We start from the raw sequence: 26,498 nt of genomic DNA, 5'->3' as shown, positions 1-26,498 counted from the left end.
GGTCACTCCTTGGTTTTATTGCGCACCTTATTCGGGGAAGAGCTTTGCGATGGTCTTTCCCGCAAGGCGGTAAAGGGAGCTCGGATAAAGATATCTTTCCAATCTTTTGGCTTAAACGGAGCTACAGGGTTTAGATAAGACGTTCCCATGCTGGTTAAACCGCTTAAGTGAATGACAATAGCGGCAATGCCGAACACCAGTCCGAGATTGCCCAAGAAGCCCGCCAACATGATGAGTCCAAACCGGATTAACCGGATCGATGCGCTCATTACGTAACTCGGAATGACGAAGGAAGCAATGGCGGAGGAAGCAACGGCAATGATAAGAATGTTACTGGTCAACCCCGCCTGTACGGCTGCCTGACCGATAACGATACCGCCTACGATGCCAATCGTCTGGCCGATTTTGGTTGGAAGCCGAGCTCCCGCTTCGCGAAGCAGCTCAATGGTCACTTCCATCAATAAAGCTTCGTATAAGGGCGGGAAAGGCACCCTGCTCCTGGATTCCGTTAACGTCATAAGCAGGTTTTCCGGAATCATCTCGTAATGAAACGTCGTAACCGATACATACAAAGCGGTAAAGCTGATCGTTATAACAAACGCGATGAAGCGAAGCAGCCTAATGGCGCTGCCGAGTATCCACCTCTGATAGTAATCGTCCGATGAAGAGAAAAATTCGAAAAACGAAGTAGGCAGGGTCATTACGGACGGGCTGCCGTCCACAATTCCCGCTACTCGACCGGCTACCAGCTTCGAGACAATCGCGTCCGGCCGCTCGGAAGTCAGGTACTGCGGGAATATCGAATATTTATTGTCGTCCATGTATTGGATGAGCATATTCGTATCGAGAATGGCATCAACCTCGATTTGCTGGATGCGCTTTTTCGCCTCTTCAACGAATTTCATGTTGACGATATCCTTCACGTAGAGCAGGTACACGTCCGTCTTGGAGACTTCGCCGACTGCGAGCTTAATGACCTTCAAATGGGAGCTTTTTAGCCTGGAACGAATCATCGCGAGACTCGTATTGATCTGCTCGGTGAAAGCATCATGCGGGCCTGTAATGACCGTCTCCGTCTCGGATTGGCTGATTGCCCTTGCTTCAGGGCTATAAACATCGAATACGTAAGCATCCGGGCCGTGAAAGACAGCAATGCCGCCCGACAAAACATCCAAAATTAACGTCTTGCTGCTGGTAGTTTTAAAAGGCTGCAGATGCTTCACCATCTTGGCTACATCCTCGTCGCTGCCGCTCAACAGCGGAGACAAAATATGCCGGCTGAGCTTATCCTTATCCGTCAATTGATCGAAATACACGAGATCGGTTTGATGATCCGGAAACGTACGGTGCGTAATATCGCTGCAGTCTACGAACTCCTCCATCGTGTGGGCGAGCGTCGGCGGCTGGGAGTCTTGTTCGGGCGGAGACTGCTTATCCTGATTGGTCTGGCTCGCCGATTCCTTAACGATCATGTATCGCAACGCTTTAGAAAATGTCATCCGCACTCACCTGCCACAGATAGAATAAATCTTAGTTTGCATAATCTTCCTGAAATTTAACCAAAAAAAACCGCGATCGAAAGATCGCGGCTTCTAACTATAAAATGATGCAGCTTAATAAAGATGATCTTCTGTTTTAACCGTAGCCTGAAGCTCACCATTGTCCGCTAACGAAATAATCGTGACATCGGCTTTTCCCCTATAATTATTTTCGATATAGCCAAAAATCGTGATTTCCTGATTCGTTAGCTTATCCTCATACTGCAGGGTTATGGAGCCTTCTCCAAAATGTTGGGGATAAACGTGAAGCTTTTGGTCCGAATGAGCCTTTATTTCGAATGTTTGCGAACCTTTGGGATAGACAAGAGTCAGCTGAGAAATCTCCTGATCCAATTGATTGTGGACCGTAATCCGAAAACCTTCCTCACTCTTACGGGATAAAACCATAACTGCCAGAACGAACAAAATAACCGCGGCAACAAAAACTTTACGCATGAATACCTCCTCTTCTCGCTAATTTCCAGTTTAATCCGATAGGCTGCCCTTGTAAAACAAACCAAAAGAAAAAGAACGGAGGCTGCCCGTTCTTGTGTATTGACTATTATTTCGCAGGTACAGAGAAGCCGTATTTCACGAACACGTCAAGCGCTTCCCGCGATTGCAAATACGCGTAGAAATCTTCCGCTTCCTTGCTGTGCTTCGTCGCTTTCACGATTCCGATCGGATACTGAATGGCCGTGTAGGTTGCCGGATCTACGTTAAACGCGATTTTCACTTTGCCCGAAGTCAAGGCATCCGTCTTGTACACAAAGCCCGCGTCCGCGTTGCCCGTCTCTACATATTGAAGCACTTGCCTAACGTCCTTGCCTTGCACGGATTTGGATTGCAGCGAATCCCACAGCTTCGCATTCGTTAACGATTCCTTCGCGTAATTGCCGGCAGGCACGCTCTCCGGAATGCCAATCGCTACATGCTTCACTTCCGCTTTGGTCAGATCGGCTTCCGATGCAAGCTTAGCATCGCCATCAGCCGGAACGACTACAACAAGCTCATTGCTGAGCAGGTTCGTTTGATTATCCGTATCGATAAGCTGCTTGTCAACCAGCGCCTTTAGGTTAATCGCGGCAGCGGACAGGAACAGATCTGTCGGAGCTCCTTGTTCGATTTGCTGCTGCAGAGCCCCCGAAGCGCCAAAGTTGAAATTCAGCTTCACATTCGGATTTTTTTCCTCGTATATTTTCTGAATGTCGTTAAGCGCATCCGTCAAGCTGGCCGCCGCGGATATGGTCAGCTCAACCTTGCTGGCTGCGTTATTGCCAGCTGTATTGTTATTGCCGCAAGCCGTCATAACAAGAACTACAATAGCCAGACCTAATAAAACCAAACTGCTTTTAAACTTCACGCTCATCCGGTCTCCTCCAAATATATCTTTTTATATCTATTTATAACTAGTTTATATCATGCATCATGATACAATCCAATAGAAAATTGACTTTTTGTTGCCGGGGCACAATAGAGTTGTCTGTTATGTTACAATATGGCCAAACCGTTGAATTGAAGGTGAAGTCTTTTATGGCCGATGATATTTCCTATACAACCGAAGAAATCGCCCAGATTCTTAAAGTATCCAAGCTTACCGTCTATGATCTGATTAAGAAAGGCGATCTGCCCTCCTACCGTGTCGGCAAGCAGATGCGGGTAGACTCTTCCGATCTTGAAGCTTATAAACTTAAAACAAAAAACGCGGGGAAAGGAACGGAATATGCTGCACCCGCACATCCTGCTGCACAGTCCGTGCCTAGCTTCCCCGTTGGCGGAAGCCGCCCAATCGTCATTACCGGTCAAGATGTCAGTCTTGATCTTCTAGCGAAGCATATGGAAAAACAGATACCCGGCATCCGTCCCCTTCGCTCGTATGTAGGCAGTCTGGATAGCTTGATTTCCATGTATAAAGGAGAGTCTGATATTGTAAGCACTCATCTGCTGGATGGCGATTCGGGCGAATACAACCTGCCTTACATCCGAAGATTACTGATTGGCTCCTCCTATAAAGTGGTTCATTTGCTCAAGCGCCGCGCAGGCTTATATGTCGCCAAGGGAAATCCGCTTCAGCTTGGCAGCTGGGCCGATCTTGGACGACCGGGCCTCCGGTTCGCAAACCGGGAGAAAGGCTCCGGCGCCCGGGTTCTGCTCGACGAACAGCTGCGGCTGCACGGAATTAAGGCAGATCAGCTTTCCGGCTATGAACATGAGGAAAGCAATCACTTCGGAGTCGCCGGGAAGGTCGCTTCGGGGGAAGCCGATGTTGGGGTTGGCATCGAGAAAGCCGCTACTATCGTGAGCAATGTAGACTTTGTTCCGCTCATTCAGGAGCAATATGATCTGGTGCTGCTGAAGAAGCCCGAGAATAGGGCATGGATCGCAGCCGTGCTCGGCATCCTCAACTCCCCTGCTTTTCAGAACGAGCTTCGGTCCATATCCGGTTATGATTTGTCTTTGACGGGGCAGGTTTTGTTTGAAACTTGAGGGGAAAAGCAAAACTTCTCATTCGAATGTTCTTCCGATCGCCATTCCTCGAGGATTCCTTTGAATAAAGAAAGATTGTTGGAATCCTCGATCAAAAGCGAGCGCTATCGCTTCTCCAGAATCATTCGAAATGCTCCGTTTTCTTTTCAAGAAAAAGGCGGCTGTGCAGAATTACTACTGCACAGCCGCTTTTTTTGTTAGGGCAAGTCTTCTTGTGTGATTGCAAATAAGAGATGGTCTTCCCATTGCCCGTTTATTTTCAGATAACGCCGGGCTAGTCCTTCTTGCCGGAAGCCGGCTTTTTCGAGGACGCGGAGGGAACGCCCGTTTTTCGGCATTACGCTTGCCTGAATGCGATGAAGACGAAGATCGTTGAAGGCTAGGCCAACCATTTCCGCTACGGCAGCGGTGGCATAACCGCGACCATTATGAGCTTGATCGATAAAGTAGCCCATATACGCATTCTGAAACACGCCGCGGGTCACGCTCGTGAGGGCAATCCGGCCAATCAGCTCATCCGTTTCCGTCAGAAATACGCCGTAAATATAAGCCGTTCCCTGCTGCGCCGCCGAAATTCCGTTGCCGATATCCTTCATCTGCTCCTCGAGCGTATAATGCTCATCCCCTTTGATCGGTTCGAATGGCTGGGAAAAATCACGGTTCCTCAACTTCAAATCCACCATAGGCTTGGCATCTCCGGGCTCAAGCATACGCAAATAAATCCCGCTCTTATTCATGCCGCTATTCCTTCGAACGCTCGATTTTATGGATGAATTTATCCATTAATTGCTGCAGCACCTGCAAGATGGCAAAGTCCGTTAACCGGCCGTCATCGTCGAATTTCATATGCGCCTGGGCAAGCTTCAGCTCGGGACGGTTCACCGGATCCATATCCAGGGCGAAAATGAGCTGGCGCAGGTTTGTTTGCGCGCGTGCCGTGCCGCTCGGGCCTGGTGTAGCACCCATAACCGCAACCGGCTTTGTCGCAAGCGGCGCGCCGATATTTTTCCGGGATACCCAATCGAGTGCGTTCTTGAGCACGCCGGAAATCAGGCCGTTATATTCGGGAGTACTGATCAAGAAGCCGTCCGCGGAGCTGCACAGCTCGGCGAACTGCTTGACGGATTCCGGCAAATCCTCCTCGAGATCCTGGTTATAGAGCGGCAGGTCGCCAAGCTCGGCGTAGGTGTATGTATAATTTTCCGGTAGAAACACCGCCGCGTTTTTTAACAACGTTTTGTTCAGGGAAGCCTTGCGCAAGCTGCCGGTCAGGCCAACAATATGATAGGATTGCGTCATGGTGTGCATCTCTCCTTCAATCTTAAGTATACTGTGCAAAATAGAGCACAACTTTAAGATTAACCGATTTCATCCTCTTCGTACATAGCCGCCTCGCGGTCCCGGATATGCCGACGCAGATTCGAAGCCAGCTCCCGGTCGATAGTTCCTTTCTCGTACAAGGTTTGAACCTCATCCCTTTCGGCTTGAATCGCAATCCAGTGCAGCTCCTTCCGCGCTTCGTTGAAGTCCTGAGTCTTGTTCTTCGTATGAACCGGCATCGCCTTCATTCGCTTGATGATCTGATGATAATACGCGGTTACGCATTCCGTCGGATCGTCTTTCGTATCGGGCTGGCATCTGGCATCCATCTCTTCAAGGACCGCCTCGGAGCATTGAAGCCTTAGACCGCGGAGCGTTGCAATATCCGCTTCGGAGAACGCTAATTTTCGCCCCGCGCTTGTAAAATTCGCTTTTACTTTGCTCCATAGCCCTTTCAACACCATTCGCCATAGGTGAAGCCGGTTGGCCAAAATCAGCTCGATCTGATCCAGCATCTTATAGTAGAAATCCGCATGCTTCTCGCTGATCGATCCGTTCTCAAGCTGCTCGTTTACGTATTTCCGCTCGATATCGAGCGCCACAATCCGCATTTCCAGCTCCTGCTGACGGCGTCGCGGCAGCGGTCTGTTCTGGTTCTCGCGCATCTCCAGCTCCAGGATCATCCTGCGGTACTCGGCAATAACGGACTCGATCGCCTCTTCATTCGCCTCATGGGTGACGCGTTCCAAATGCCGGATCGCTGCCCCCATCACTTTCATTTGCCATTCCCTCTCCTCATGGGCCTTCTCGGATTCATCCGCTACAATCCGTTTTTTCGCAATAAGCGGCAGCAGAATGCTGGCCGACAGAAGCGACAACAGAATAATAAAGGCGGCGAGAAAAATAATTAAGTCTCTTTGAGGGAACGGATCGTTGTTGTTCAGCACAAGCGGAATCGAGAAAGCACCGGCAAGCGTAACGGCCCCCCGCACACCGGAAACCGTCGTAAGTACGATGACTTTAAGACTAAGCTTATCTTTGCCAATCCAAGTGAACAGAAAAGTCCAGACGAACCGCAGTACCAGCAGCAACACAAAAATAACGATCGCATAACCAATGACGACCCCGTTATTAAAGGCCGGATCCTTAAAGATTACCGAGGTGACCTGCGGGATTTGAAGACCCAAAATAACAAAAACAAGCCCGTTCAAAATAAACAGGATTACCGACCAGGTATTGACGGATACCGCCTTCAACCTTGGCATGCTGTGATCCACCCGGTCATCCTCGATGGCATGGACAATCCCGCCGGCAACCGCCGCAAGGATGCCCGATACGCCTAGCTCTTCTGCGATAAGATAGAGGAGAAACGGCGTAACGAGCTGCAGCAGCATATGCATCGTCTCGTCCTCCAGTCCCGCCCTTCTGAGCAGCTGCCGGATGCCGATGATCAAAAAGGCTAGCACAGCCCCGACCAGAAGCCCGCCAACGGCAATCACTATAAAGCTGAACGTTGCTTTGTGCAGCGAGAATACTCCTGTCATCGCCGCCGCGACGGCGAATTTGAAAGCAACAAGACCGGAGGCATCGTTCATCAGGGCTTCGCCTTCCAACAATCGCATCAAGCTTTTGGGCAGCTGGATCCGGCCGGCCAAGGCTCCTACGGCAACTGCATCCGTAGGAGACAGAATGGCAGCAAGACCAAAAGCCGCGGCAATAGGAATCGTTGGTATCATCCAGTGAATCGTGTAACCAACCACTACAACCGTTGCGAACACCAGCCCTACGGACAGCAGCAAAATAGGAGCACGCAACCTCCACAGTTCATCGCGCGGCGTGTTTCTTCCGTCGTTGTACAAGAGCGGAGCGATGAACAGGATAAAGAATAATTCCGGCTCCAGATGCAGATGGAACCCAATCGGAATAACGGCAATAACGGCTCCGAGCGCAATCTGGATAAGCGGAACCGGCACGAATGGAATAAAGCGATAAAGGACATTGGACACGCCAATCAAGACAAGCATGACGAGTACGATAATAAAAATTTCCAAGCGGGTTCCCCCTTCCTTTTGTATTACAAAAGGGATCAGCCGCTTATTGCGATCGATCCCTTCCGTTCTTCCTCTCTACCTGCCCATGTCCGAAAGTCCGGGAGCATGCTCATTAGGCAGCTCGGGATTATAGGGTACCGGATAGCCTTCCGGAGGCGGAGTAACCTTCAGCTCACCGCCGTTTCGGCTAGGCGATTTGCCGCTGTATACTTCGGCAATTCTCGTATCGTCCAGTCTGAAGTTGAATTGGGCGTTATAGAAACCCATTTCGACGTATTTCCGGCATTCCGGATACTTGTTGATATCGTAATTCGGTACGGGGAACAGATTCCCCCAGCTTACGCCAAGCGTTTCAAGTGCCTTGGCAAAAGCATTCTGGTGGGCGTTATCCCTGACGATCAGAAATGCGATGGTTTCGCGGAAGGCTTTATTGGAGCTCATTTCGTAAATCCTTGATTTTTGCAGTACCCCTGTTGATTCAAGCACCAGATTGTCCAGCAGATCGGCAATCAAATTACCATGATTATAAACATAATTGCCAAGCCATGGATTGCCTCCCGCATCAACCGGCAACGAGCTTTGCGCTCCTACTATGTAGTGATGCGGGTTGGCATGCTTAACCGCTTCGTCGAGCGGAGCATGATCTACACCAGCATTACCCGGAATTTCCTCACCTGAACCAGTCAAGAGTTGATTTATCGTTGTCTGCACCAACTCGACATGGCTGATTTCCTCAAGAAAAACGCCTCTGATCAAATCGCGGTATTGCGTCGCATTTCCTCTAAAGTTCGTGCTTTGGAAAAAATATTGCATCATCGTGCGCATCTCGCCGTAATGCCCGCCCAGCGCCTCCTGCAGTACCTTAGCGGCAGCCGGATCCGGCTTGTCCGGTACGATCATGTTAATCAAATCCTGTTTGTAGAAATACAAGGGGAAACCTCCTTAAGTTGGCTTAAGCGCTAATAGCATGTGTATCAGGAGAGTATTTCATTCGATGGTAATGATATGCCGGGGAATGGGACAAATTACGGGCAATAAGGAAAGAGAGGGATACCCATGCACGAGCATGAAGATATGTCCTACGGCGAGGATTATCATTACCTCCCGGTTACTTCAATTAAAAGCGGCAAGGGCCAGGAGGTTCTGCCCGACTTGCATTGTCTGACCGTCCAAATCGTAAATGTCTGTTTTATAGGTATGCCAAGGCAAAAAAACTGGGTCCTCGTCGATGCCGGCATGCCGCATGCGGCCGATACCATTATCGGGGAAGCAGAAGAGCGCTTTGGTTCCGGCGCAAGACCTGAAGCGATTCTTCTTACTCACGGTCACTTCGATCATGTCGGATCGATTGTGGAACTGGTCGAACATTGGAACGTGCCTGTTTATGCCCATCCTTATGAGCTGCCCTACCTCACGGGCCAACGCGATTACCCGGATCCTGACCCTTCCGTGGATAGCGGACTGGTAGCGAAGCTCTCCCCCTTGTTTCCTGTAGATGCGATCAACTTGGGCCATCATCTAACGACCCTGCCGGAAGACGGCTCAGTTCCCCATCTGGCGGGGTGGCGTTGGCTTCATACCCCTGGTCATTCACCCGGTCATGTATCTTTCTTCCGGGACAGCGACCGAACCTTGCTCGCCGGAGATGCTTTCGTAACCGTCAAGCAAGAATCGATGTGGAGCGTTATTACGCAAGAGCTTGAAATAAACGGTCCACCCCGTTATTTAACGACGGACTGGAAGGCGGCTGCCGAATCGGTCCGCAAGCTGGAGGCTTTAAAGCCAGCCGTTGCCGTCACTGGGCACGGGATGCCGATAAAGGGAGACTTGCTCGCGAGCGGACTGGATAATCTGACCCGCAATTTCGATATCCTTGCGGTTCCGGAGCATGGGAAGTATGTTCAATAACGGAAAGAAACCGTGGACTTCAGCCCACGGTTTCTTTCCGTTATTGACGTTTAATCCAGCAACACCTTATCCCCTTGCTTGATTGTTCCGGTCTTGACGACGGAAGCGTATACGCCAAAGTGCAAATTAAACTCTTCATTCACTTTTCGTAGCAAAGACGGGTCTTTTACCTGGGTGTCCGGATTCATCGTAATGAGCACGCATCGCTGACAGAAGCTGTCCACCTGCAGCTGCGCATCTCCAATCGTCAGCCTGCGACCGATCCAATCTCCTTCGGTAAACGAATCCTCTGCGACCTTAACTACGAAGTTGGCACGGAAACGGCGCTCGTCAAGCTCCTTGCCCCAGGTCTGCTGAAGCTTGTTCAAGGAGCTGTCCGTAATGATCAGAATGCTCGCTCCGTCCACGGACAGCAGCTGCGGATGCTCGGGATGCGCTTCTTTCATGGCCGACATCGTCAGCCTTGTCTTCGTCTGGCTCTGGATTTCTTCCAGCAGCCTTTCATCCCAGCCGTATTCTTGTCCGTCAGGTCCCGTAATCCGAATTATCCCGTTCCGGAATGTCGCCCGATAGTTCAATAGATTGGGTATATTCCTTGCGGTTATGTATTTATACCATTCCTTCTTCGTCTCATCGTAAAAGGCGACAAACCTGTCTCCGAGCATGCCATACTCTTCGATTACGCAATCCTCGAGCTTTTCGCCTGCAAACGATTTCACCGGATAACGGTATATTTCTTGAATTTCGCCGATCTGCACGTTCTAATGCCCCTTTGTCTAAACATTGTAGATTAATAATTGAAGTCTTTATCTTAATTGTTCAAGCAATTCAAGAAGGCGCATATATTGCCATTCCCGCTCCTGATCGGCAATCAGCTTGGCCTGCGCTTTATCCGCCAGATCCCGGATAGCCGAAGCCGCATAAGAAGCGGCATGCACCGCGTGGCTGGCAACGTGGGCAGTAGCGGCCGCATGGCCGGCGGCACGGGCTGCGCGGGAAGCCGCGCTGCTCGCGGCAATGACATCGCGCGCTGCGGTATGCGCGGCAGATGCCGCTTTGCGCGCGGAGGACATCGGAAGCTCGCCGCGCGACCAGGCGCGGGCTGCAAGTATAGCCTCCTGCATCCGATTATCCTCCGAGAGGACAATTTCGAAGCATGGACGGGCCCGATCCGCACAATCCGCCGCCCATAAAGCCAGGACGCGATGATCGACTTGTTTGACCAGGTCTGCGATACGTCTGTCCGGACCAATTAGCCCCTTCATATTCTGCTCACCTGTCGACTGTCACTTTGTTCCATCGTTCTTCGATCTCCTTTATTTGTCGTAGATGATGACGGGAATGCATCTCAATCAGATCATGCCACTCTCTGGCATTCAACCAGCCGAATCCGCCATGCCTCACCTTATATAGGGGATGAATGCCTGCAATCCGCAAATCCCAAGCTCTCATGTTATCTATTAACCGATTCAAATCATGAAGATGATCTTCTTTATTGTTCGCATCGTTTGGGCTGTATTCCATGCCTTCAGGCAATTTGATCTTGACCGGCGGAAAAGCGCCCTCTCCGAACAATCTCTCGCCTGCTTCCGTTTTGCCAAGCGGCTGCTCGACGCCGGACTCTTCGCATTGCCTGATATTGTCCAGATATTCGAGAGCAACATCAACGATATGCGAGTAGACCTGGCCAATCGACCAGGTTCCGGGCTCGATCCGGTAACGTAATTGTTCTATTGTATACTGATCAAGCCTTTCGGTATAAGTATAAATAACTTCCAGACCTCTCATTGGTCACCTCTTTATGCATGCCCTACCTACATTATATACCGTTCGCCTGAGATAATCATCTCTATGACCTGTTCAATAGAGCGGCTGTTGTTAATTACAATATGCCGATTCTCAACTCCCGATTCAAGGAATTCGTTCATTAATACAAGGCAGCGTTCTCCCATCCGATGCTCGGGAATCCGTGATTGATCCCGGGCAAGCAGCGTTTCCCGATCCGTCCATAGAACAACATAGGATACGTTCGCCAAAGTCTCTCTCAGCTGTTCCTTCAACCATAAAGCTTCATTCGGAAAAGTCACATAGTCGATAACGACATCAATGCCTTGAGCAAGAAAGTTACGGGTCAAAGCCAATAGGTTTGTCCAAATAAGCGCAAGTTCTTCTTTGCTCTCCCAGGGCTTTTGCCTGCCTTTTACATGCAGATGGCTAATATAGTCACCGGAAATATAACCAGAATTCGAGAAGCGCTGCACAAGCTGCTTCGATGTCGCGGACTTCCCCACACCAGCCGGACCGGAAATAATATAAACATGATTCATGACGACTCTCCCTCCTAGAAAAAGAAAACGCACTTTCCATAAGGAGAAGTGCGTCTGTCTTTTTAAATTTTAATCGTTGGCTATTCTTGGAGTCAATCCAGCTGCAGCGCAGCTTCAGCCTTCGCTTCGGCTATGGCGGCAAGCGCTTTTCTCCAGCCTCCATAGGAGGTAATGTCCTCGGCATCAACCGTTCCGTAAGCCTCGCATATAAAGCCTGGCACGATGCTTCCTTCCGAGAGCTCGACTTTGCCAATCCCAAGCGGCGCCGGTATAGCAGCCGTAAAAGCACCAAATGTCGCAATCGGCATCTCCCATACTTCTACTTCAATGGATGCTCCGCCCTGCGGGAGCTTCAGAAGCCCCGGCTTGGGCGGTACCGTCCGCAGTTTCATCAGCTTATAGGATGGCGACGTCCGGTCCTCGCGGACAAAAACGGCTCCATGCTCCAGCATCTGGCGTTCTAGCGGCAGACCTCTCATATGCAGGCCGCAGACGGCCACAAGCGTAGTTGGCTGTGGTTCTTGCGCCGCACGAATCGCCTCGGCCAATTGGAACAGCCTGCCTTCTTCACCAGATGCGGCAAACAGCGTAATACCAAACGGCAAATCCGTAGCCGCAGCGCCGGAAGGAACGGCAAGCGCGCTCAAATCGAGCAGGTTGCAGTGGTTTGTATACAGCCCCATCGCGCTATTCGTGCTGATCGGGTCAGCCGCCACTTGTTCGCGCGTCCACGTTCCTCCTGCTGTCGGCATGACGAGCGCCGCGTCTTGCAGAAGCTTTTTAGCCGCCAGTTTGTAGCCTTGCAGCTTGTGAAAGGCGGTGAACACGGATGCCGCGTCAAACTCCGGCTTAGTCGCGCCGCGGAGTACCTTTTCCGTTACCGGGAACGTAACACCCGGATGGGCTTCAATAAAGCTCCCCAGCGCCGACCAGCGCTCGGCCACCCACGGACCTTCATATAATAAGGCGGCCGCAGCTTGGAACAATTGAATATCTACATATTCAACGGGAAGCTTAAGAGCCTCCAGGTTGTTTACGGATTTCTCCCAAGCCGCCCGGTAGGAGTCGGCAAACGGACCATAGAAGGTCAGGGGACCATCAGGAAGAAGCAGCTTCGCAGGAAGCTTGCGTTCGCCAACCGTTATCTCCTTCGACCAAGGATCATCCGGCTGAATACCGCGGACAACCTGGTCTACCAGCTCCGCATCTTCGAGAGTATGGGCAAATACAGTCACGCAGTCCAGACTCTCGCAAGCCGGAACAACTCCTTTGCTCGGCCATGCTCCAACGCTTGGTTTTAGGCCAACCAGATTGTTCAGCGCGGCAGGCACTCTGCCGGAGCCGGCCGTATCCGTGCCTAGGGAAAATACCGCTTGCCCCAAAGCGACGGCTACGGCCGAGCCGGAGCTGGAGCCGCCGCTGATGAGCTCCGGACGCAGCGCGTTATGCGTATCGCCGTAAGGGCTTCTGGTTCCGACCAGTCCGGTTGCGAACTGGTCGAGATTGGTTTTGCCGACAGGGATTGCGCCTGCATGGATAAGACGTTCCACGACTGCCGCATGCTCCGAAGGCAGATACGAGTATTCCTCGCAGCCGGCCGTTGTGGGCATGCCGGCAACGTCGATGTTGTCTTTTACCGCAAACGGGATCCCCCACAGCGGCAGCAACGCCATGTCCAGTTCATTCAACCGGTCCAGGTAGCGCTGGATGTATGCGAGCGACGGCGGCGTGATCCAAATATGTTTATCTCGATCGGCCTCGGCACGATCAATAATGGATTGAATGACTTGCGAAGGCGTAAGCGTACCGTTCGTATATTGCTCGCGCAGCCATGAAATGGTCATTACCGATTGGAATTCGCTCATATGCGGGTCAGCTCTCTTTCCGCTAGTTTCGAAATGCCAACAATCAATTGGCCGGCATTAACGCCGTCACCCGGCTTGACATGCACGGAATGAATGATGCCGTCAAACGGAGCATTTTGCGAGAACTCCATTTTCATCGATTCTACGATAATAAGGGAATCGCCTTTCTTGATGGAATCGCCCGGGTTTACAAGCACTTTCCATACGCTGCCCGGCATGGAGCATTTCATCGCATCCACGTCGGAAGGCAGCTCTTCGTCGCTAACCGGCTTCGCCGAATCCTGTTCCGACACGTACTCGGCAAGTCCAAGCTCCTTCCAGCGATCTCTTTCTTCATTAAAAGCTGACTGCTGCTGGCTTCGGAACTTATCCGCGCTCTCCTCGATGCTATCCAGGAATTGCAGGTATTCGCCAAGGTCAAACGTTGTTTCCGTAATATCCGCTTCGAATCTGCCGCGCGGGAAATCCTCCCTCAGCTGCAGCAGCTCCTCGGCCGTAACCGGGTAGAATTGAATCTGGTCGAAGAAGCGGAGCAGCCAAGGCTTGCCGGCTTTGAAGCTTTCCGTCGAGCGCAGCTTATTCCACATTTGGATAGTACGGCCAACAAACTGGTAGCCGCCTGGCCCTTCCATGCCGTATACGCACATATAAGCTCCGCCGATGCCAACGGCATTCTCCGGTGTCCAGGTGCGGGCCGGATTGTATTTCGTTGTAACAAGCCGGTGACGCGGGTCGATTGGCGTAGCCAGCGGAGCGCCGAGATAAACGTCGCCAAGACCAAGCACCAAGTAACTGGCGTCAAATACAATGCGCTGAACATCGTCAATGCTGTCAAGGCCGTTCACGCGACGGATAAACTCCAGGTTGCTCGGGCACCAAGGCGCATCCGGGCGAACGTTCTGCTGGTAACGGTCAATCGCGAGCTGCGTAGCCGGATCATCCCAAGACAACGGAAGACGGACAATACGGGACGGAACGCGGATCGATTCGAGCGGCGGCAGGCTGCTGTCAATAGCAAGCAGCTGTTTGGCCGCTTCGCGGACGCTCATCCGTGCGGCGTCAATATGCACCTGCACCGAACGGACGCCCGGCGTCAGATCTAGCACCGGAATAACGCCGCTCTCCCGGATAGCTTCTACAAGGGCATGCACCTGGAAGCGAAGCAGAAGATCCAGCTCCAAGGAACCATACTCGACAAGCAGATTCTCGTCGCCGCTGCAGCGGATGGTAATCGGGAATTTGCGCCCTGCTTCCTCGCGGTACAGAACCGGATACTCCGGCGAGAAGGCCGCATGCACCGCCGGCAATCCGCCAGCTTGAAGCTCGTTGGCATGACCCTTCTCAATCGCATCCAGCAGTTCCTCCTGCTGCTTGCGAAGCTCTTCGGCTTCTTCCAACGTAACGAGCTGGAATCGTACTTTGTCGCCGGGATGGAGCTGACCCAGCTTCCAGAACTCGGCGGATGCCGTCGTTACCGGGCAGACGAAGCCTCCAAGGCTGGGACCGTCCGGGCCAAGCAGGATCGGCATGTCGCCGGTCAAGTCAAGGGTTCCGACCGCATAGGCATTATCGTGTATGTTGGACGGGTGAAGCCCCGCTTCCCCTCCGTCTTCTCTCTCCCACAGCGGAGCAGGACCAATTAAGCGCACCCCGGTTCTCGAGCTGTTGAAGTGAACCTCAAAGCTTGTATTCGCAAGCTGCTCCAGATATTCCGGCTTCAAAAACTCGCTTGTGCAATGCGGCCCCGGAATAACGCCGATCGTCCATTCGCGGGAAATAGCCGGCTGCAGCTTCGCAGGAAGCGGCTCCTTCACTATGCTCACAGCCGTTCCTTGTTTACGGTTCACGCCAAGAACGTCCCCGGTTCGCAGCGCGCGTCCGCCATGACCGCCAAAGCCGCCTAGCGTAAAGGTTGCCGCGCTGCCCAGAATAAGCGGCATATCTAATCCGCCTTCGATCAGCAGGTACGTGCGCAGACCTTCCTCCGACTCTCCGAAGCTAAGCACTTGTCCGCGTTCCGCTCTTACCGGTGTGTACATTGGAATAACCTCGTCATCCAGAACCGGCTTCATATCGGCGCCGGTAACGCAGAACAGCATGCTCTCGCGGAATTTATAGGAGCCGCCGCGCAGCGTCAGTTCAAGACCGCTCGCCTCATCGGCATTGCCAAGCAGCTTGTTGCCGATCCGGAAAGCGAGCGGATCCATCGGTCCGCATGGCGGCACGCCTACATCCCAATGGCCAACCCGGCCCGGGTAGTCCTGAACCGTCGTCTGAACGCCGCCGTCCAGTACTTCAAGCGCGGACTCCGCCGGGGCAAAACCGTTTAACAGCTGGGTATATACATCGCCTGAAACGAATTGCTTCTCGTCAAGCAGCGCCTGAACATACTGCAGATTTGTCGTAATGCCATAGAAGCGTGTTTCGTTTAATGCCTGCTTCAGCTTGGCAATGGCATCCTCGCGGTTCTCGCCATGCACGATTACTTTAGCGAGCATCGGATCGTACAGCGTCGTTACTGTAATGCCATCGCGAACCCAAGTTTCCGTACGCGCTTCGCCGGAAAATAACGCCTGATCCAGCTGGCCCGCGCTTGGACGGAATCCTTGCAGGCAATCCTCCGCGTAGATACGGGCCTGAATACTATGACCCTTGGACACCGGAACAAGGGCTTCCAAGCCGTTCAGCTCTCCCGCTGCTTCCTTCACCATCCACTCCACGAGATCAAGACCAAGCACTTCCTCGGTAACGCCATGCTCAACCTGCAGGCGGGTATTTACTTCAAGGAAGTAGAATTTGCAGCTCGAAGGATCGTACAGGAACTCAACCGTTCCTGCGCTGCGGTAACCGGCCACGGCCGCAAGGCGCTTCGCGCAGGCAAGAATTTCAGCCCGCACCTCCTCCGGGAATTGCGGAGCCGGGCTTTCTTCCACAACCTTCTGGTTGCGGCGCTGCACCGAGCAATCCCGTTCGCCGAGGGCTGCAACTTCGCCGTTGCCGTTACCGAAGATCTGCACTTCCACATGGCGCGCTTTCGCAATATATTTCTCGAGGAACATGCCGCCGTTCTTGAAGTTTGCTTCCGCTAGGTGACGCACGCTATCGAAGGCAGCGCGCAGCGCTTCTTCATCGTCGCACACCCGCATGCCGATTCCGCCGCCGCCGGCCGTGCTCTTCAGAATAACGGGATAGCCGATCTCGGCTGCATGAGCAACAGCTTCATCCAGCTCGGTCAGAAGAGGAGTACCCGGCAGGAGCGGAACATGGGCTTGCTCGGCCAGCTCGCGTGCGGAATGCTTCAGGCCGAAGGCTTCCATCTGCTCGGGAGTAGGTCCGATAAAGGCAATGCCGTTCTCGCGGCATGCGCGGGCAAAATCCGCGTTTTCGCTCAGGAAGCCGTAACCGGGATGGATCGCTTGCGCACCGGTGTCTTTCGCAATCTGCAGAATGAGATCCGCGTTCAGGTAGCTTTCCTTCGCCGGCCCTTCACCCAGAAGCACCGCTTCATCCGCCATATCCACATGGAGGCTGTCTTGGTCGGCTTTCGTATATACGGCAACGGAGGCAATGCCCATTTTGCGAAGGGTTCTTTCAATTCGAACCGCAATAGCTCCCCGGTTGGCAATCAGTACTTTTGTAAACATCGTAATCTCTCCCCTTCTCCCAAGATGGCTATTCGTTCCAGATCAAGACGCGAATCGGCGTCGGATTATAGGCATTGCACGGATTATTAAGCTGTGGACAATTGCTGATCAGCACGGCAGTCCGACCGACGGATTGCATTTCCACGTAAGCTCCCGGCGAGGAGACGCCGTCATCGAATTTCAAGCCGCCTTCCGGCGTAACCGGCACATTCATGAAAAAGTTGACGTTTGGCGCCAAATCGCGCTTGTTGTACGGCTCGCCGCGTTGTGCAAGCTGCAGCATAAACGTATCCCGGCAGTTATGCATGTGCAGCTTTTCATGGGCGTAACGGACTGTATTGCTCTGCGCGGAGCAGGAGCCCCCAACCGTGTCATGCCGGCCGCATGTATCGGCAACAATCCTCACCAGCTCTTTGCCCGATTCGGCAAGCAGGACCGAACCCGTTGTCAGGTAAATGTTCTGCTGATTCGTAATCGTAGCAACCGCGCTGTAATGATCCTCCGGATTATCCGCATCGAAGAACAACGTATCAGCCGCTTGATTCCCTTCCAGATCCACGATGCGGAGCACTTGACCAGGCTCCAGATCATGCATCCAGCCATCCCCTGCCAGTACTACCTCGTTATATATCGCCGCCTCAGGCAAGCGCGTGCTTTCTACCCGGTTAAAGCTTCCCATTGGTGTATCCTCCTCAACTTTTCGTAATATTCCGTCTATTAGAGTTCCAGCAATTGATAGTAGCTCCATGTATTCTCGAACGCCCTGCGGTTCTCCGATCTGAAGTTCAAGCAATAATCATCCTCGGTCACCGGTTCGGCTGCGGATACTTCAATGCCAACCGGTACGGCCGGGTATTCCGTTCTTGGATCCAGCGGGTTAGGAGTATTCGATACGACAATGAGAACATCCATTTCCGTGCGAAGTACAACGGATGCACCGGCCTCGCAATGACCAAGCTCATAATGCATTTGCCCATCGTCATCCACATAAACCTTGGAAAACAAATTCACAACAGGCGACATATCCCTTAAGCCAAGCCCGTTACGCGTCAGTTCAACAGCGAAGTTCTCTTGCCCGGACCGAAGCCATTCATTCCGGAGCTCCTGGTAGGTCGTCTTGCCGTACTTGCGGTCGGTAAGAGCTCTTGTCGTGTAGCCGCTGATCGTATCATGCCAGCCCAGGCTGTCTTCCACGATGCTTGCAAGCACTCTTCCGTTATCGCTCATAAGTGTATGGCCTTTCGTCAAATGCGCGGTGTATTGCGCCTTGAGCGAATCCGGCATGTTGTAGCGCTCCGTCAAATCCTTCGCGTTAAAAAGCATAATCGACAGGTTCGCGCCTGCTTCCTCAGCCGTAAAACGAATCCGTCTGCCTTTGCTTACCGTCCCAGACCATTTCTCCCCGGCGCGAATCGATGTTTTCCAAATGCTGCTCATCGTTATGTCCCCCTTTGAATAAAAAAAGCCCGGGAGAATGATCTCCCAGGCTTTTGTCCTTCCGTGTCATATGGCCGGCTGCTTCGATAAGCTTCCGCCATACGCCGTCTCTCGGACCAGACTTGACGTTTACCCGTCAACGGAACCCTAGACAGCTTTTTCGCTCCGGCTATTCCGGAACTTATTCAGATGTAATGATTTCTAACATAGCCCAAGTATAAGTGGATTGATTTTCCCTGTCAATATACATTACATAAAAATTATTTGAATTCCGTTTCGATCGCTGCTGATGAAGGAAAGATTGGTGCTGAAGGCTTCATTTCCGCCGCGCGCAGCTTTCTTGTGCGGAACAGATAATAAGTAACGCCGAAAACGAGCCAAATGCAGCCAAGAAGCAGCGCTTGAGAATCAAGCAGCGTGATCAGCCAAATAATGAACGACGCTCCGATTAGAGGGAAAATCAAATATTGGAACGTTTGCTTAAGGGAACGCTGTTTGCGTTTGATGAAGCATTCCACAATGACAGAAAGGTTAACAAAAGCAAACGAGGTTAATGCGCCAAAGCTTACGAACTTAACGGCCATATCCAGACTGATAACTAAAGCAAGCAGAGAAATGACGGATACGAGCACGATATTGTTAACCGGCGTGCGGTATTTGGGATGCAGGGCTCCGAAAAACTTTTTCGGCAGAATCGAGTCGCGGCCAAGCACATACATCAACCGGGATACGCTCGTCACGGAAGTCAGCCCTTGCGTGAAGATGGCAAATATCAAGACGGTCGTAAATATAGCCCCTAACGCCGCCCCGCCCGCAAGCTTCATCAGCTCAAAGCCTGCTGCATCCAAATTATTAAAGGTCAGGTTAGGATATCTCACCTGAATCAGGACGGATGTTGTAATGTAGAGAATGCTCGCAATCAGAATGATGAGCATAATGGCTTTTGGGATCGTCTTTTTCGCGTCGATCGTTTCCTCCGACAGCGTCGATACGGTATCGAAGCCAAGGAATGAGAAGCAGATCAGCGAAGCGCCGGCAAGCAGCGTCGATAATCCGGCATCCATGTGGGTGAAAGGCAGCACAACGTCATGCACGCCATTCAAGCCTTTCATCAAATAGCCGCAGAACAAAGCGATAAATATGATCTGGAAGAGAACAAACAGCTTGCTTAAGCTGGCGGAGAATTTAATGCCCGCGATGTTGACGACCGCCAAAATGATGTTCAGCAGTATGATCCACACATAGGCCGGAACCGCTGGGAATTGAGCATTCAGGTAAATGCCGAAGGTCAGGCAGGCAATGATCGGGGAGAACAAGTAATCGAGCAGAATCGCCCATCCTACCGTAAAGCCCGGAATAGGATGCATCGATTTCTTAACATAAGTATAAGAGGAACCGGAACCCGGGAAGATCTTGGCCATAATGCTGTAGCTGTACGCCGTGAAGAAGATCGCTACTATGGACAGCGAGTAGGCTTCCGTAATCATCCCTTTCGAAGCGTCATAAGCGATTCCGAATACCGAGAAGTAAATCATTGGCGTCATCCAGGCCAAGCCAAGCGCGACGACCTGAACAAGCGTAAGTGATTGGCGCAGCGTAATTTCTTGTTTCATCTCCATACTCCTCCCTTTCTCTGGACAAACAAGGTAAAACGGCTTGCCGTCCTTAGGCGGCAGAACGCGTTTCGATCCGGAGAATAAAAAAAGCCGCGGGAAGATATTATTCATATCCTCCCGGGCTTTTCTCCCTCCGTGGACACAGCCTGTTGGCCGTGCGTCCTCTCTCGGACCAGACCAGCGGAATAGATTGCTGCGGAACCCTAGAGAACAATGGCTATTCAGTTGCTCGCGTAATGTAAGCTTACATTCTTCGTTTCAACTTGATGTTATTTAATATAACATGTAAATTTGGTTTTTCAAGCCCCTTTTTCAAATTTATTTGAGATGATGTTCGATTTGTTCACATATAAGCATTTTCTCTTCGTTTTAATATAGAAAAAAGAGGACTACTCTTCGATAGAAGAGCGGCCCTCTTTCTATTTCCTACCACGTTAATCGCCAATTCCTATCTTCCGAGGCCGTCAGCCGGCCTTTCGACCGAATATACCCAACCGCTAAATCGGCCATATCTTCCGCCCCTTCAAAGAGAACGGGCTTCCCTCGGAACATATCGAAGTTTCCTCCGCCCCCAGCGCGGTAACTGTTCATAACTACCGAGTATTCAGCCGTCATGCGGAGTTCCTCGCCACTCCGGGAAAGCTTAGTAATGCGTTTGCCAACAGGAAATGATAGATTAATGTCATATTCAATCCCCGACCACATGTCATAATTGTAATGCTGGGCTTTAGGCTGAAGATACGCATCGCTGATGCCTGGTTTTCCATCCGTGCCAAGATCGAAATAAGCCGCAGATTGTTCAATCGCCATGCGGATATCCTCCCCGGTTAACCGAAGAACCGTTAACGTGTTTGGGTATACGAAAGCCGACAGCACATCCCTGACCGTAATGACAGCTCCAAAGCCCTTGGACTCTTCGCTAAGCAAAGCCGCAGCTGATATTTCCGCGCCTGTCGACTCAAGCTGTACCTGATGAATAAACTGCACAAAGGGATGCGGTGCCCTGCGGCATTCAAATGGATCGCGTACGAACAAGTCCCCTTCCGTCGTTCCAATGGGCTGGTCCAGCCATTCCTGCGTCTTTCTTTCCATAGCCCCGGTTAGGGCCTCTACCTCCCTATCCGCCGCAGTATCCGCTTCCGGCTTGAGCAGCCGGGCCGCCTTTGAAACAATTCGCCAGCCGTCTTCGTTATGCTCAAACTCAATTGCAAGATGTCCAAGGGCTTGTCCATTGCTTCCCGTCTGCACGACGAGCACTCCGTTCAGCTCCTCCGCGATCAAGCGGTGCTGATGCCCGGTAATCAATACATCAATGCCCGGGACCTTCGTGCACATCGCGTAAGCCTGGTTCTCCCCGGTTAACCGCTCGGTAGCTTCGCCATTAGCCAAATCGCGTTCGAAGCCTCCATGATAGCTGACAATAAGAAGATCCGGCTGCTCATGCTCCCGTATGTAGGCGACCCATGCTTTGACAGCTTCAAGACTATCCCGGAATTGCAGTCCGATAATATGACTTGCTTTCTCCCAATGAGGAATATAATGCGTCGTAGCCCCAAGAATGACTACCTTCAGCTTGTCCTCTACCCGCTTCACTAAATATGGCTGTCCGAGAGCCGTTTCTCCCGACTCCTTCGATAAAATATTGGATGATAACCATGGGAAACACGAGGCAAGAGCAGCATGCTTCAGCGTCTCGAATCCATAATTAAACTCATGATTCCCAGGTACGGCCGCATCGTATCGAAGACGGTTCATCACTTCAATGCACGGATGAATGCCGGAAGCATGCGCTGCGGCGTAAGCGGCGAATGGCGAGCCCTGCAGCATATCTCCGTTATCGATAAGCAACAGATTCGGACACTTCGCTCTCTCTTCCTTAATAAGCGTAGCCAGCTTGGCAAGTCCGGAATGAATCTCTTCTCTTGTCCGGTAATCGACCGGTTGAATATAGCCGTGAATATCGCTGGTAACCAGGATGACGAATCTCATTTTCTCACTTTCCACTGTCAGGTCTTCCTCTCCTTTCAATAAGCGCTATTGTAACAGAGCCCTATTCGCCAAGATATGCCTTTAGGCGTATTTACAAATACTTATCCCGCCATTGACCTTCCGTTAATAGAGATTACCTATAGTGGACAAGTATTAAAAATATAGAAATTTTTGGAGGGTTTTGGAAGTGAAGAAACTGCATCTGATCGTTTTACCACTGTTATTGCTCGCTTTACTCGTTAGCGCCTGCGGTAACAACAGCAATTCGAACGCAAGCAACAACGCTGCGAACGCTGCAAGCCCGTCGAACGAAGCATCAACCGATCCGTCCACGCCGGAAGAAAGCAAAGCTCCGGAAGGTTACGTGCCAACGGAATTGACTGTCCAATTCGTTCCTTCGCAAAACGCGGATACGCTTGAAGCGAAAGCAAAGCCGCTTGAAAAGCTGCTCGGCGATAAGCTTGGCATTCCGGTAAAAGTCAGCGTATCGACCGACTACAACACGATCATCGAGGCTATGGCTTCGAAAAAAGTAGACGTAGGCTTCCTGCCGCCAACAGCTTACGTACTCGCGAAAGAAAAAGGCGCGGCTGAAGTTATGCTGCAAGCGCAGCGCTTTGGCGTAGACGACGCTACCGGCGCTCCTACTACGGAGCTGGTAGACAGCTACAAATCCATGATTATCGTGAAGAAGGATTCGCCAATCAAAACGGTTGCGGATCTGAAAGGCAAAAAAATCGCTTACCAGAACGTGACTTCCTCCGCAGGTTTCGTATGGCCGGCAGCCGCGCTGATGGACGCGGGTCTTGATCCGTTGAAGGACGTTCAACCGGTTACCGTAAAAGGCCACGACCAAGGCGTTCTCGCCGTTCTGAACGGCGACGTGGATGCAGCTGCGATTTTCCAGGATGCACGCACGCTCGTGTCGAAGGATTATCCGAAAGTATTTGAAGATACCCGCGTTCTTACTTTCACGGAACCTATTCCTAACGATACCATCAGCGTTCGTTCGGACATGAATGCGGATTGGGTCGCCAAAATTCAGCAAGCTTTCATCGACATCGGCACTGACCCGGAAGGTCACCAAATTATTTTCGACGTATACTCGCACCAGGGCTATGTAAAATCGGATGACAGCGTATTTGACATCGTACGCCAATACAACGAAAAAGTAAAAACCGAGTAGTCCTCCGGTCTTCGTCAACTGACGCCAACTAAGGCATCGAACAAGCCAGTACAACGCCGCCCGCGGCTTGTGCTGGCTTGTCCCGTTACCGAAACTTTCTAAAAGGATGGGTTCCCATGATCGAGCTTCGCCAAGTATCGAAAATTTACCCGAACCAGACCAAAGGGTTAAACCATATCAACTTGACCATTCAAGAAGGAGAATTTATCGCGATTGTCGGTTTGTCTGGCGCCGGCAAATCCACCCTCCTCCGCTCGATTAACCGGCTCCATGATATTACCGAAGGCGATATCTTGATCAACGGCCAATCGATTACGAAAGCGAAAGGGAAAAAACTGAGATTGATCCGCCGGGATATCGGCATGATTTTCCAAAGCTTTAATCTGGTCAAAAGATCTTCCGTCCTGCGCAATGTATTAGCCGGCAGGGTTGGTTATCACTCTACCCTCCGGACCTTAACCGGCAGATTCCCGCAGAAGGATATCGATCTAGCCTTTGAAGCGCTTGGCCGGGTCAATATTATGGAAAAAGCGTATTCCCGCGCGGATGAGCTGTCCGGCGGCCAGCAGCAGCGTGTCGCGATTGCCCGCGTTCTGGCCCAGGAAGCAACAATCATTTTGGCCGACGAGCCCGTCGCTTCCCTTGATCCTCTAACGACCAAACAGGTCATGGACGATTTGAAAAAGATCAATATGGAGCTTGGCATTACGACGATTGTGAACCTCCATTTCATCGATCTGGCCAGAACGTATGCCACCAGGATTATCGGCCTCCGCGCAGGCGAGGTCGTCTTTGACGGTCCCGTATCGGAAGCGACGGATGAACGGTTCGCCGAAATTTACGGCCGTCCGCCCCAGCGGGATGAACTGCTTGGAGAGGTCGTCGTATGAGTCTTCGCGTGAATACGAAGCCCCTCGCGTCCGAAAAGTCCGCGCGTCCGAAGCCGCCAAGCCGGATCAAGCATTATTTGACCATCGTTCTGATTCTTGTTCTGCTCTGGGCAAGCAGCAAACAAACCGAAGCCTCCCTTCCCGAGCTTATTACCGGCATGCCCAATATGTGGGATCTGCTGAAGGAAATGTTCCCGCCGCGCTGGAGCTACTTCGACAACATTGTTCACGGCATGCTGGAAACGATCCGCATGGCCCTGATCGGCACAACGATTGGCGCCATATTGTCTATTCCCGTTTCCCTGCTTTGCGCGGCTAATCTGACGCGTTCCCGTTGGCTTTATTATCCGTCCCGGTTTCTTCTTAATCTGGTTCGCACGGTACCGGACCTGCTTCTTGCCGCGATCTTCGTGTCCGTCTTTGGTTTGGGTCCCATTCCCGGGATATTGGCTTTGACCGTATTCTCGGTTGGCCTCATATCCAAGCTGACCTACGAGCTGATTGAAACAATCGACCACGGACCGCTTGAAGCCTTAACGGCCGCCGGAGGCAACTTTGCGCAAAAAATCGTGTACGGCGTTGTACCGCAAATCCAGGCTAATTTTATGTCCTTTGTGCTCTATACCTTCGAGATTAACGTCCGTGCCGCCGCCGTATTGGGTCTGGTCGGAGCAGGCGGCATCGGTCTATATTACGAAGCAACGCTTGGCTTCCTGGAGTACGACAAGACAAGCGTCATTATCCTCTTTACGCTTGCGGTAGTTCTTGTCATCGACTATGCCAGCACGAAGCTAAGGGAGCGACTGTTATGAATAACATCATCCTTCAAAAGCCGAAAAAAAATCCCTATCGCTGGCTGGTCTATGTCGCCGTTCTCGCCGTATACATCTGGGCTTTTAGCGGCGTGCCTTTTACAGGCATTAAAGAAACCGCCGGAACCATTATGAAATCCATCTTAACGGGACTTTTTGAGCCCGATTGGGATTATGTTTATTTGCCGGACGGGGAGGATTTGCTGCGGGGATTGCTGGATACGCTCGCTATTTCCGTTCTGGGAACGATTATTTCTGCGGTGGTCAGCTTTCCTTTTGCCTTCTGGGCGGCCAGAAATATGAGCAGGTTCCGGACGGTCTCCGGATTGGGAAAGATTGTTCTGAGCTTTGTGCGCACCTTCCCCGAGCTGGTTATGGCCCTCCTCTTCATCAAAGCCGTAGGTCCGGGCTCGTTCGCAGGCGTTCTTGCTCTTGGCATTCATTCCGTCGGCATGCTTAGCAAGCTGTATGCCGAGGAGATCGAGAGCATCGACCGCGGTCCTTCCGAAGCCCTGCTTGCATCCGGCGCCAATCGCTTCCAGCAATTATGGTTTGCCGTGCTGCCGCAAGTGCTTCCAAGCTTTTTGTCCTATACGTTGTACCGGTTCGAAATTAACGTCCGTTCGGCGACCATCCTTGGCTTTATCGGAGCAGGAGGAATCGGTACGCCGCTCATCTTCGCTTTAAGCACGCGGCATTGGGACCGTGTCGGCATTATTCTGCTTGGGATAATCGTCATGATTACCGTCATTGACCTTATCTCCGGCGCGATCCGGAGAAAGCTTGTGTAATTGGCTTAGCCCGGCTTTTGTACCCGAGGGGCATATACCCAAGCATATCTCCTCCACCCACATATATTGAAGAATACTCCAGACGTAAGGAGGTGTTGTGAATTATGTCAGGATTTGGCCATGGTTTTAACAGTGTTGGTTCAATTCTTGTGCTGTTCATCTTGCTGGTGATCATCGTCTGCGGTTGCGGATTTGTAGGCGGTTGGGGTGGCGGCTGCGGCGGCGGTTACCCGGGAGTTGGAGGCGTAGGTACAGGTAAAGGTTACTACTAATCCATGCAGTTACTGCCTCCATGCATGCTGATGAATGTAATTCTTTAAATAGATGCAGCAGACAGAAGACCCCTCTGCGGGTCTTCTGTTTGCTGTGCATGGCGATTATCCACCCGTTACCTCTGTACCGGAGGGGCAAATGGAATTGGTTAAATGCCTCCGAGGCAAATACCCAAGCACATCCGCTTCTCGCTCATATAGTAAAGTATATCCAGACGTAAGGAGGTGTTGTGAATTATGTCAGGACTTGGCCATGGTTTTAACCATGTTGGTTCAATTCTTGTGCTGTTCATCTTGCTGGTGATCATCGTCTGCGGTTGCGGATTTGTAGGCGGTTGGGGTGGCGGCTGCGGCGGCGGTTACCC

Annotated in this window: 24 protein-coding genes and 2 riboswitches; of the genes, 7 read left to right on the top strand and 17 right to left on the bottom strand. The window is 51.7% G+C overall.

The genetic code is table 11. From position 1 onward, the window contains the following. Positions 1-2: 2 nt before the first annotated feature. The 3 genes from CFI03_RS20430 to modA form a co-directional block, all read right to left on the bottom strand. Complete coding sequence (locus CFI03_RS20430) at positions 3-1,499, bottom strand: spore germination protein (protein WP_248759074.1); 1,497 nt, start codon at positions 1,497-1,499, stop codon at positions 3-5. Positions 1,500-1,613: 114 nt separating this feature from the next. Further along, positions 1,614-1,994, bottom strand: coding sequence for a hypothetical protein (locus tag CFI03_RS20425; RefSeq protein WP_248759073.1), 381 nt, complete (start codon positions 1,992-1,994; stop codon positions 1,614-1,616). A gap of 106 nt (positions 1,995-2,100) precedes the next feature. Continuing rightward, complete coding sequence (gene modA / locus CFI03_RS20420) at positions 2,101-2,907, bottom strand: molybdate ABC transporter substrate-binding protein (protein WP_248759072.1); 807 nt, start codon at positions 2,905-2,907, stop codon at positions 2,101-2,103. Between the two features lie 164 nt (positions 2,908-3,071). On the opposite strand from modA, the gene CFI03_RS20415 reads away from it, so the two are divergent. Then, complete coding sequence (locus CFI03_RS20415) at positions 3,072-4,025, top strand: substrate-binding domain-containing protein (protein ID WP_248760080.1); 954 nt, start codon at positions 3,072-3,074, stop codon at positions 4,023-4,025. A gap of 197 nt (positions 4,026-4,222) precedes the next feature. Here the strand turns inward: CFI03_RS20415 and CFI03_RS20410 are convergent, their stop codons facing one another. The 4 genes from CFI03_RS20410 to CFI03_RS20395 all read right to left on the bottom strand — a co-directional run bounded on the left by CFI03_RS20410 (position 4,223) and on the right by CFI03_RS20395 (position 8,326). After that, positions 4,223-4,762 (bottom strand): GNAT family N-acetyltransferase, encoded by a 540-nt coding sequence (locus tag CFI03_RS20410; protein WP_248759071.1) that lies wholly within the window; start codon positions 4,760-4,762, stop codon positions 4,223-4,225. 4 nt (positions 4,763-4,766) lie between these two features. Then, positions 4,767-5,324 carry an NADPH-dependent FMN reductase gene (locus tag CFI03_RS20405; RefSeq protein WP_201008062.1) on the bottom strand — a complete coding sequence of 186 codons (558 nt, stop codon included), beginning with the start codon at positions 5,322-5,324 and terminating at the stop codon, positions 4,767-4,769. Positions 5,325-5,383: 59 nt separating this feature from the next. Then, positions 5,384-7,396, bottom strand: coding sequence for a Na+/H+ antiporter (locus tag CFI03_RS20400; protein ID WP_248759070.1), 2,013 nt, complete (start codon positions 7,394-7,396; stop codon positions 5,384-5,386). 75 nt (positions 7,397-7,471) lie between these two features. Beyond that, positions 7,472-8,326, bottom strand: coding sequence for a manganese catalase family protein (locus CFI03_RS20395; RefSeq protein WP_248759069.1), 855 nt, complete (start codon positions 8,324-8,326; stop codon positions 7,472-7,474). A 144-nt stretch (positions 8,327-8,470) separates the two neighbouring features. Between CFI03_RS20395 and CFI03_RS20390 the strand changes: the two genes are divergently transcribed. Continuing rightward, positions 8,471-9,304: an MBL fold metallo-hydrolase gene (locus CFI03_RS20390; protein WP_248760078.1), complete on the top strand. Its 834-nt coding sequence runs from the start codon at positions 8,471-8,473 to the stop codon at positions 9,302-9,304. Between the two features lie 50 nt (positions 9,305-9,354). Here the strand turns inward: CFI03_RS20390 and CFI03_RS31355 are convergent, their stop codons facing one another. From CFI03_RS31355 to CFI03_RS20340, 10 genes are all read right to left on the bottom strand, one after another. Continuing rightward, on the bottom strand, positions 9,355-10,062 hold the full coding sequence (locus CFI03_RS31355; protein WP_248759068.1) for an MOSC domain-containing protein: 708 nt from the start codon (positions 10,060-10,062) through the stop codon (positions 9,355-9,357). A 48-nt stretch (positions 10,063-10,110) separates the two neighbouring features. Then, positions 10,111-10,569 carry a putative immunity protein gene (locus CFI03_RS20380; protein WP_248759067.1) on the bottom strand — a complete coding sequence of 153 codons (459 nt, stop codon included), beginning with the start codon at positions 10,567-10,569 and terminating at the stop codon, positions 10,111-10,113. 7 nt (positions 10,570-10,576) lie between these two features. Then, positions 10,577-11,092 (bottom strand): DinB family protein, encoded by a 516-nt coding sequence (locus tag CFI03_RS20375; RefSeq protein WP_248759065.1) that lies wholly within the window; start codon positions 11,090-11,092, stop codon positions 10,577-10,579. Between the two features lie 26 nt (positions 11,093-11,118). After that, positions 11,119-11,631 (bottom strand): AAA family ATPase, encoded by a 513-nt coding sequence (locus tag CFI03_RS20370; protein ID WP_248759063.1) that lies wholly within the window; start codon positions 11,629-11,631, stop codon positions 11,119-11,121. A gap of 92 nt (positions 11,632-11,723) precedes the next feature. After that, positions 11,724-13,496, bottom strand: coding sequence for an allophanate hydrolase (atzF, locus tag CFI03_RS20365; protein ID WP_248759061.1), 1,773 nt, complete (start codon positions 13,494-13,496; stop codon positions 11,724-11,726). Continuing rightward, positions 13,493-17,140 carry an urea carboxylase gene (gene uca, locus CFI03_RS20360; protein ID WP_248759057.1) on the bottom strand — a complete coding sequence of 1,216 codons (3,648 nt, stop codon included), beginning with the start codon at positions 17,138-17,140 and terminating at the stop codon, positions 13,493-13,495. Before uca ends, atzF begins: the two co-directional genes overlap by 4 nt. A 28-nt stretch (positions 17,141-17,168) precedes the next feature. Continuing rightward, a complete protein-coding gene (locus tag CFI03_RS20355) occupies positions 17,169-17,819 on the bottom strand; it encodes an urea amidolyase associated protein UAAP2 (RefSeq protein WP_248759051.1) in 651 nt (216 codons plus the stop codon). Positions 17,820-17,857: 38 nt separating this feature from the next. Continuing rightward, positions 17,858-18,577: an urea amidolyase associated protein UAAP1 gene (locus CFI03_RS20350; RefSeq protein WP_248759050.1), complete on the bottom strand. Its 720-nt coding sequence runs from the start codon at positions 18,575-18,577 to the stop codon at positions 17,858-17,860. A 40-nt stretch (positions 18,578-18,617) separates the two neighbouring features. Further along, positions 18,618-18,739: riboswitch (guanidine-I (ykkC/yxkD leader) on the bottom strand. Positions 18,740-18,837: 98 nt separating this feature from the next. Next, positions 18,838-20,190 (bottom strand): APC family permease, encoded by a 1,353-nt coding sequence (locus tag CFI03_RS20345; RefSeq protein ID WP_248759049.1) that lies wholly within the window; start codon positions 20,188-20,190, stop codon positions 18,838-18,840. A 115-nt stretch (positions 20,191-20,305) separates the two neighbouring features. After that, a riboswitch (guanidine-I (ykkC/yxkD leader) is annotated at positions 20,306-20,411 on the bottom strand. Positions 20,412-20,619: 208 nt separating this feature from the next. Continuing rightward, positions 20,620-22,197 carry a bifunctional metallophosphatase/5'-nucleotidase gene (locus tag CFI03_RS20340; RefSeq protein WP_248759046.1) on the bottom strand — a complete coding sequence of 526 codons (1,578 nt, stop codon included), beginning with the start codon at positions 22,195-22,197 and terminating at the stop codon, positions 20,620-20,622. Positions 22,198-22,369: 172 nt separating this feature from the next. Here CFI03_RS20340 and CFI03_RS20335 point away from each other — a divergent pair, with 172 nt between their 5' ends. The 5 genes from CFI03_RS20335 (at position 22,370) to CFI03_RS20315 (ending at position 26,133) form a co-directional block, all read left to right on the top strand. After that, entirely contained in the window at positions 22,370-23,368 is a 999-nt protein-coding gene (locus CFI03_RS20335) for a phosphate/phosphite/phosphonate ABC transporter substrate-binding protein (RefSeq protein WP_248759044.1), read from the top strand. Positions 23,369-23,484: 116 nt separating this feature from the next. After that, on the top strand, positions 23,485-24,258 hold the full coding sequence (phnC, locus tag CFI03_RS20330; RefSeq protein WP_248759043.1) for a phosphonate ABC transporter ATP-binding protein: 774 nt from the start codon (positions 23,485-23,487) through the stop codon (positions 24,256-24,258). Continuing rightward, positions 24,255-25,070, top strand: coding sequence for a phosphonate ABC transporter, permease protein PhnE (gene phnE, locus CFI03_RS20325; protein WP_283094636.1), 816 nt, complete (start codon positions 24,255-24,257; stop codon positions 25,068-25,070). Before phnC ends, phnE (CFI03_RS20325) begins: the two co-directional genes overlap by 4 nt. Then, positions 25,067-25,861 (top strand): phosphonate ABC transporter, permease protein PhnE, encoded by a 795-nt coding sequence (gene phnE / locus CFI03_RS20320; protein ID WP_248759042.1) that lies wholly within the window; start codon positions 25,067-25,069, stop codon positions 25,859-25,861. Before phnE (CFI03_RS20325) ends, phnE (CFI03_RS20320) begins: the two co-directional genes overlap by 4 nt. 104 nt (positions 25,862-25,965) lie before the next feature. Next, entirely contained in the window at positions 25,966-26,133 is a 168-nt protein-coding gene (locus tag CFI03_RS20315) for a hypothetical protein (protein ID WP_248759041.1), read from the top strand. Positions 26,134-26,498: the final 365 nt, after the last annotated feature.

Source organism: Paenibacillus sp. ATY16, from assembly GCF_003399985.2.
In the GTDB taxonomy this organism is placed as follows: domain Bacteria; phylum Bacillota; class Bacilli; order Paenibacillales; family Paenibacillaceae; genus Pristimantibacillus; species Pristimantibacillus glycanilyticus.
The sequence above is the reverse complement of the archived record's forward strand: the minus strand, read 5'-3'. Positions and strand labels throughout refer to the sequence as shown.

What these genes read in the sequence shown, in the direction of transcription:
- CFI03_RS20430 (WP_248759074.1), bottom strand. Translation starts at nt 1,499, where the DNA reads ATGACATTTTCTAAAGCGTTGCGATACATGATCGTTAAGGAATCGGCG.
- CFI03_RS20425 (WP_248759073.1), bottom strand. Translation starts at nt 1,994, where the DNA reads ATGCGTAAAGTTTTTGTTGCCGCGGTTATTTTGTTCGTTCTGGCAGTT.
- modA (WP_248759072.1), bottom strand. Translation starts at nt 2,907, where the DNA reads ATGAGCGTGAAGTTTAAAAGCAGTTTGGTTTTATTAGGTCTGGCTATT.
- CFI03_RS20415 (WP_248760080.1), top strand. Translation starts at nt 3,072, where the DNA reads ATGGCCGATGATATTTCCTATACAACCGAAGAAATCGCCCAGATTCTT.
- CFI03_RS20410 (WP_248759071.1), bottom strand. Translation starts at nt 4,762, where the DNA reads ATGAATAAGAGCGGGATTTATTTGCGTATGCTTGAGCCCGGAGATGCC.
- CFI03_RS20405 (WP_201008062.1), bottom strand. Translation starts at nt 5,324, where the DNA reads ATGACGCAATCCTATCATATTGTTGGCCTGACCGGCAGCTTGCGCAAG.
- CFI03_RS20390 (WP_248760078.1), top strand. Translation starts at nt 8,471, where the DNA reads ATGTCCTACGGCGAGGATTATCATTACCTCCCGGTTACTTCAATTAAA.
- CFI03_RS20380 (WP_248759067.1), bottom strand. Translation starts at nt 10,569, where the DNA reads ATGAAGGGGCTAATTGGTCCGGACAGACGTATCGCAGACCTGGTCAAA.
- CFI03_RS20375 (WP_248759065.1), bottom strand. Translation starts at nt 11,092, where the DNA reads ATGAGAGGTCTGGAAGTTATTTATACTTATACCGAAAGGCTTGATCAG.
- CFI03_RS20370 (WP_248759063.1), bottom strand. Translation starts at nt 11,631, where the DNA reads ATGAATCATGTTTATATTATTTCCGGTCCGGCTGGTGTGGGGAAGTCC.
- atzF (WP_248759061.1), bottom strand. Translation starts at nt 13,496, where the DNA reads ATGAGCGAATTCCAATCGGTAATGACCATTTCATGGCTGCGCGAGCAA.
- uca (WP_248759057.1), bottom strand. Translation starts at nt 17,140, where the DNA reads ATGTTTACAAAAGTACTGATTGCCAACCGGGGAGCTATTGCGGTTCGA.
- CFI03_RS20355 (WP_248759051.1), bottom strand. Translation starts at nt 17,819, where the DNA reads ATGGGAAGCTTTAACCGGGTAGAAAGCACGCGCTTGCCTGAGGCGGCG.
- CFI03_RS20350 (WP_248759050.1), bottom strand. Translation starts at nt 18,577, where the DNA reads ATGAGCAGCATTTGGAAAACATCGATTCGCGCCGGGGAGAAATGGTCT.
- CFI03_RS20345 (WP_248759049.1), bottom strand. Translation starts at nt 20,190, where the DNA reads ATGAAACAAGAAATTACGCTGCGCCAATCACTTACGCTTGTTCAGGTC.
- phnC (WP_248759043.1), top strand. Translation starts at nt 23,485, where the DNA reads ATGATCGAGCTTCGCCAAGTATCGAAAATTTACCCGAACCAGACCAAA.
- phnE (WP_283094636.1), top strand. Translation starts at nt 24,255, where the DNA reads ATGAGTCTTCGCGTGAATACGAAGCCCCTCGCGTCCGAAAAGTCCGCG.
- phnE (WP_248759042.1), top strand. Translation starts at nt 25,067, where the DNA reads ATGAATAACATCATCCTTCAAAAGCCGAAAAAAAATCCCTATCGCTGG.
- CFI03_RS20315 (WP_248759041.1), top strand. Translation starts at nt 25,966, where the DNA reads ATGTCAGGATTTGGCCATGGTTTTAACAGTGTTGGTTCAATTCTTGTG.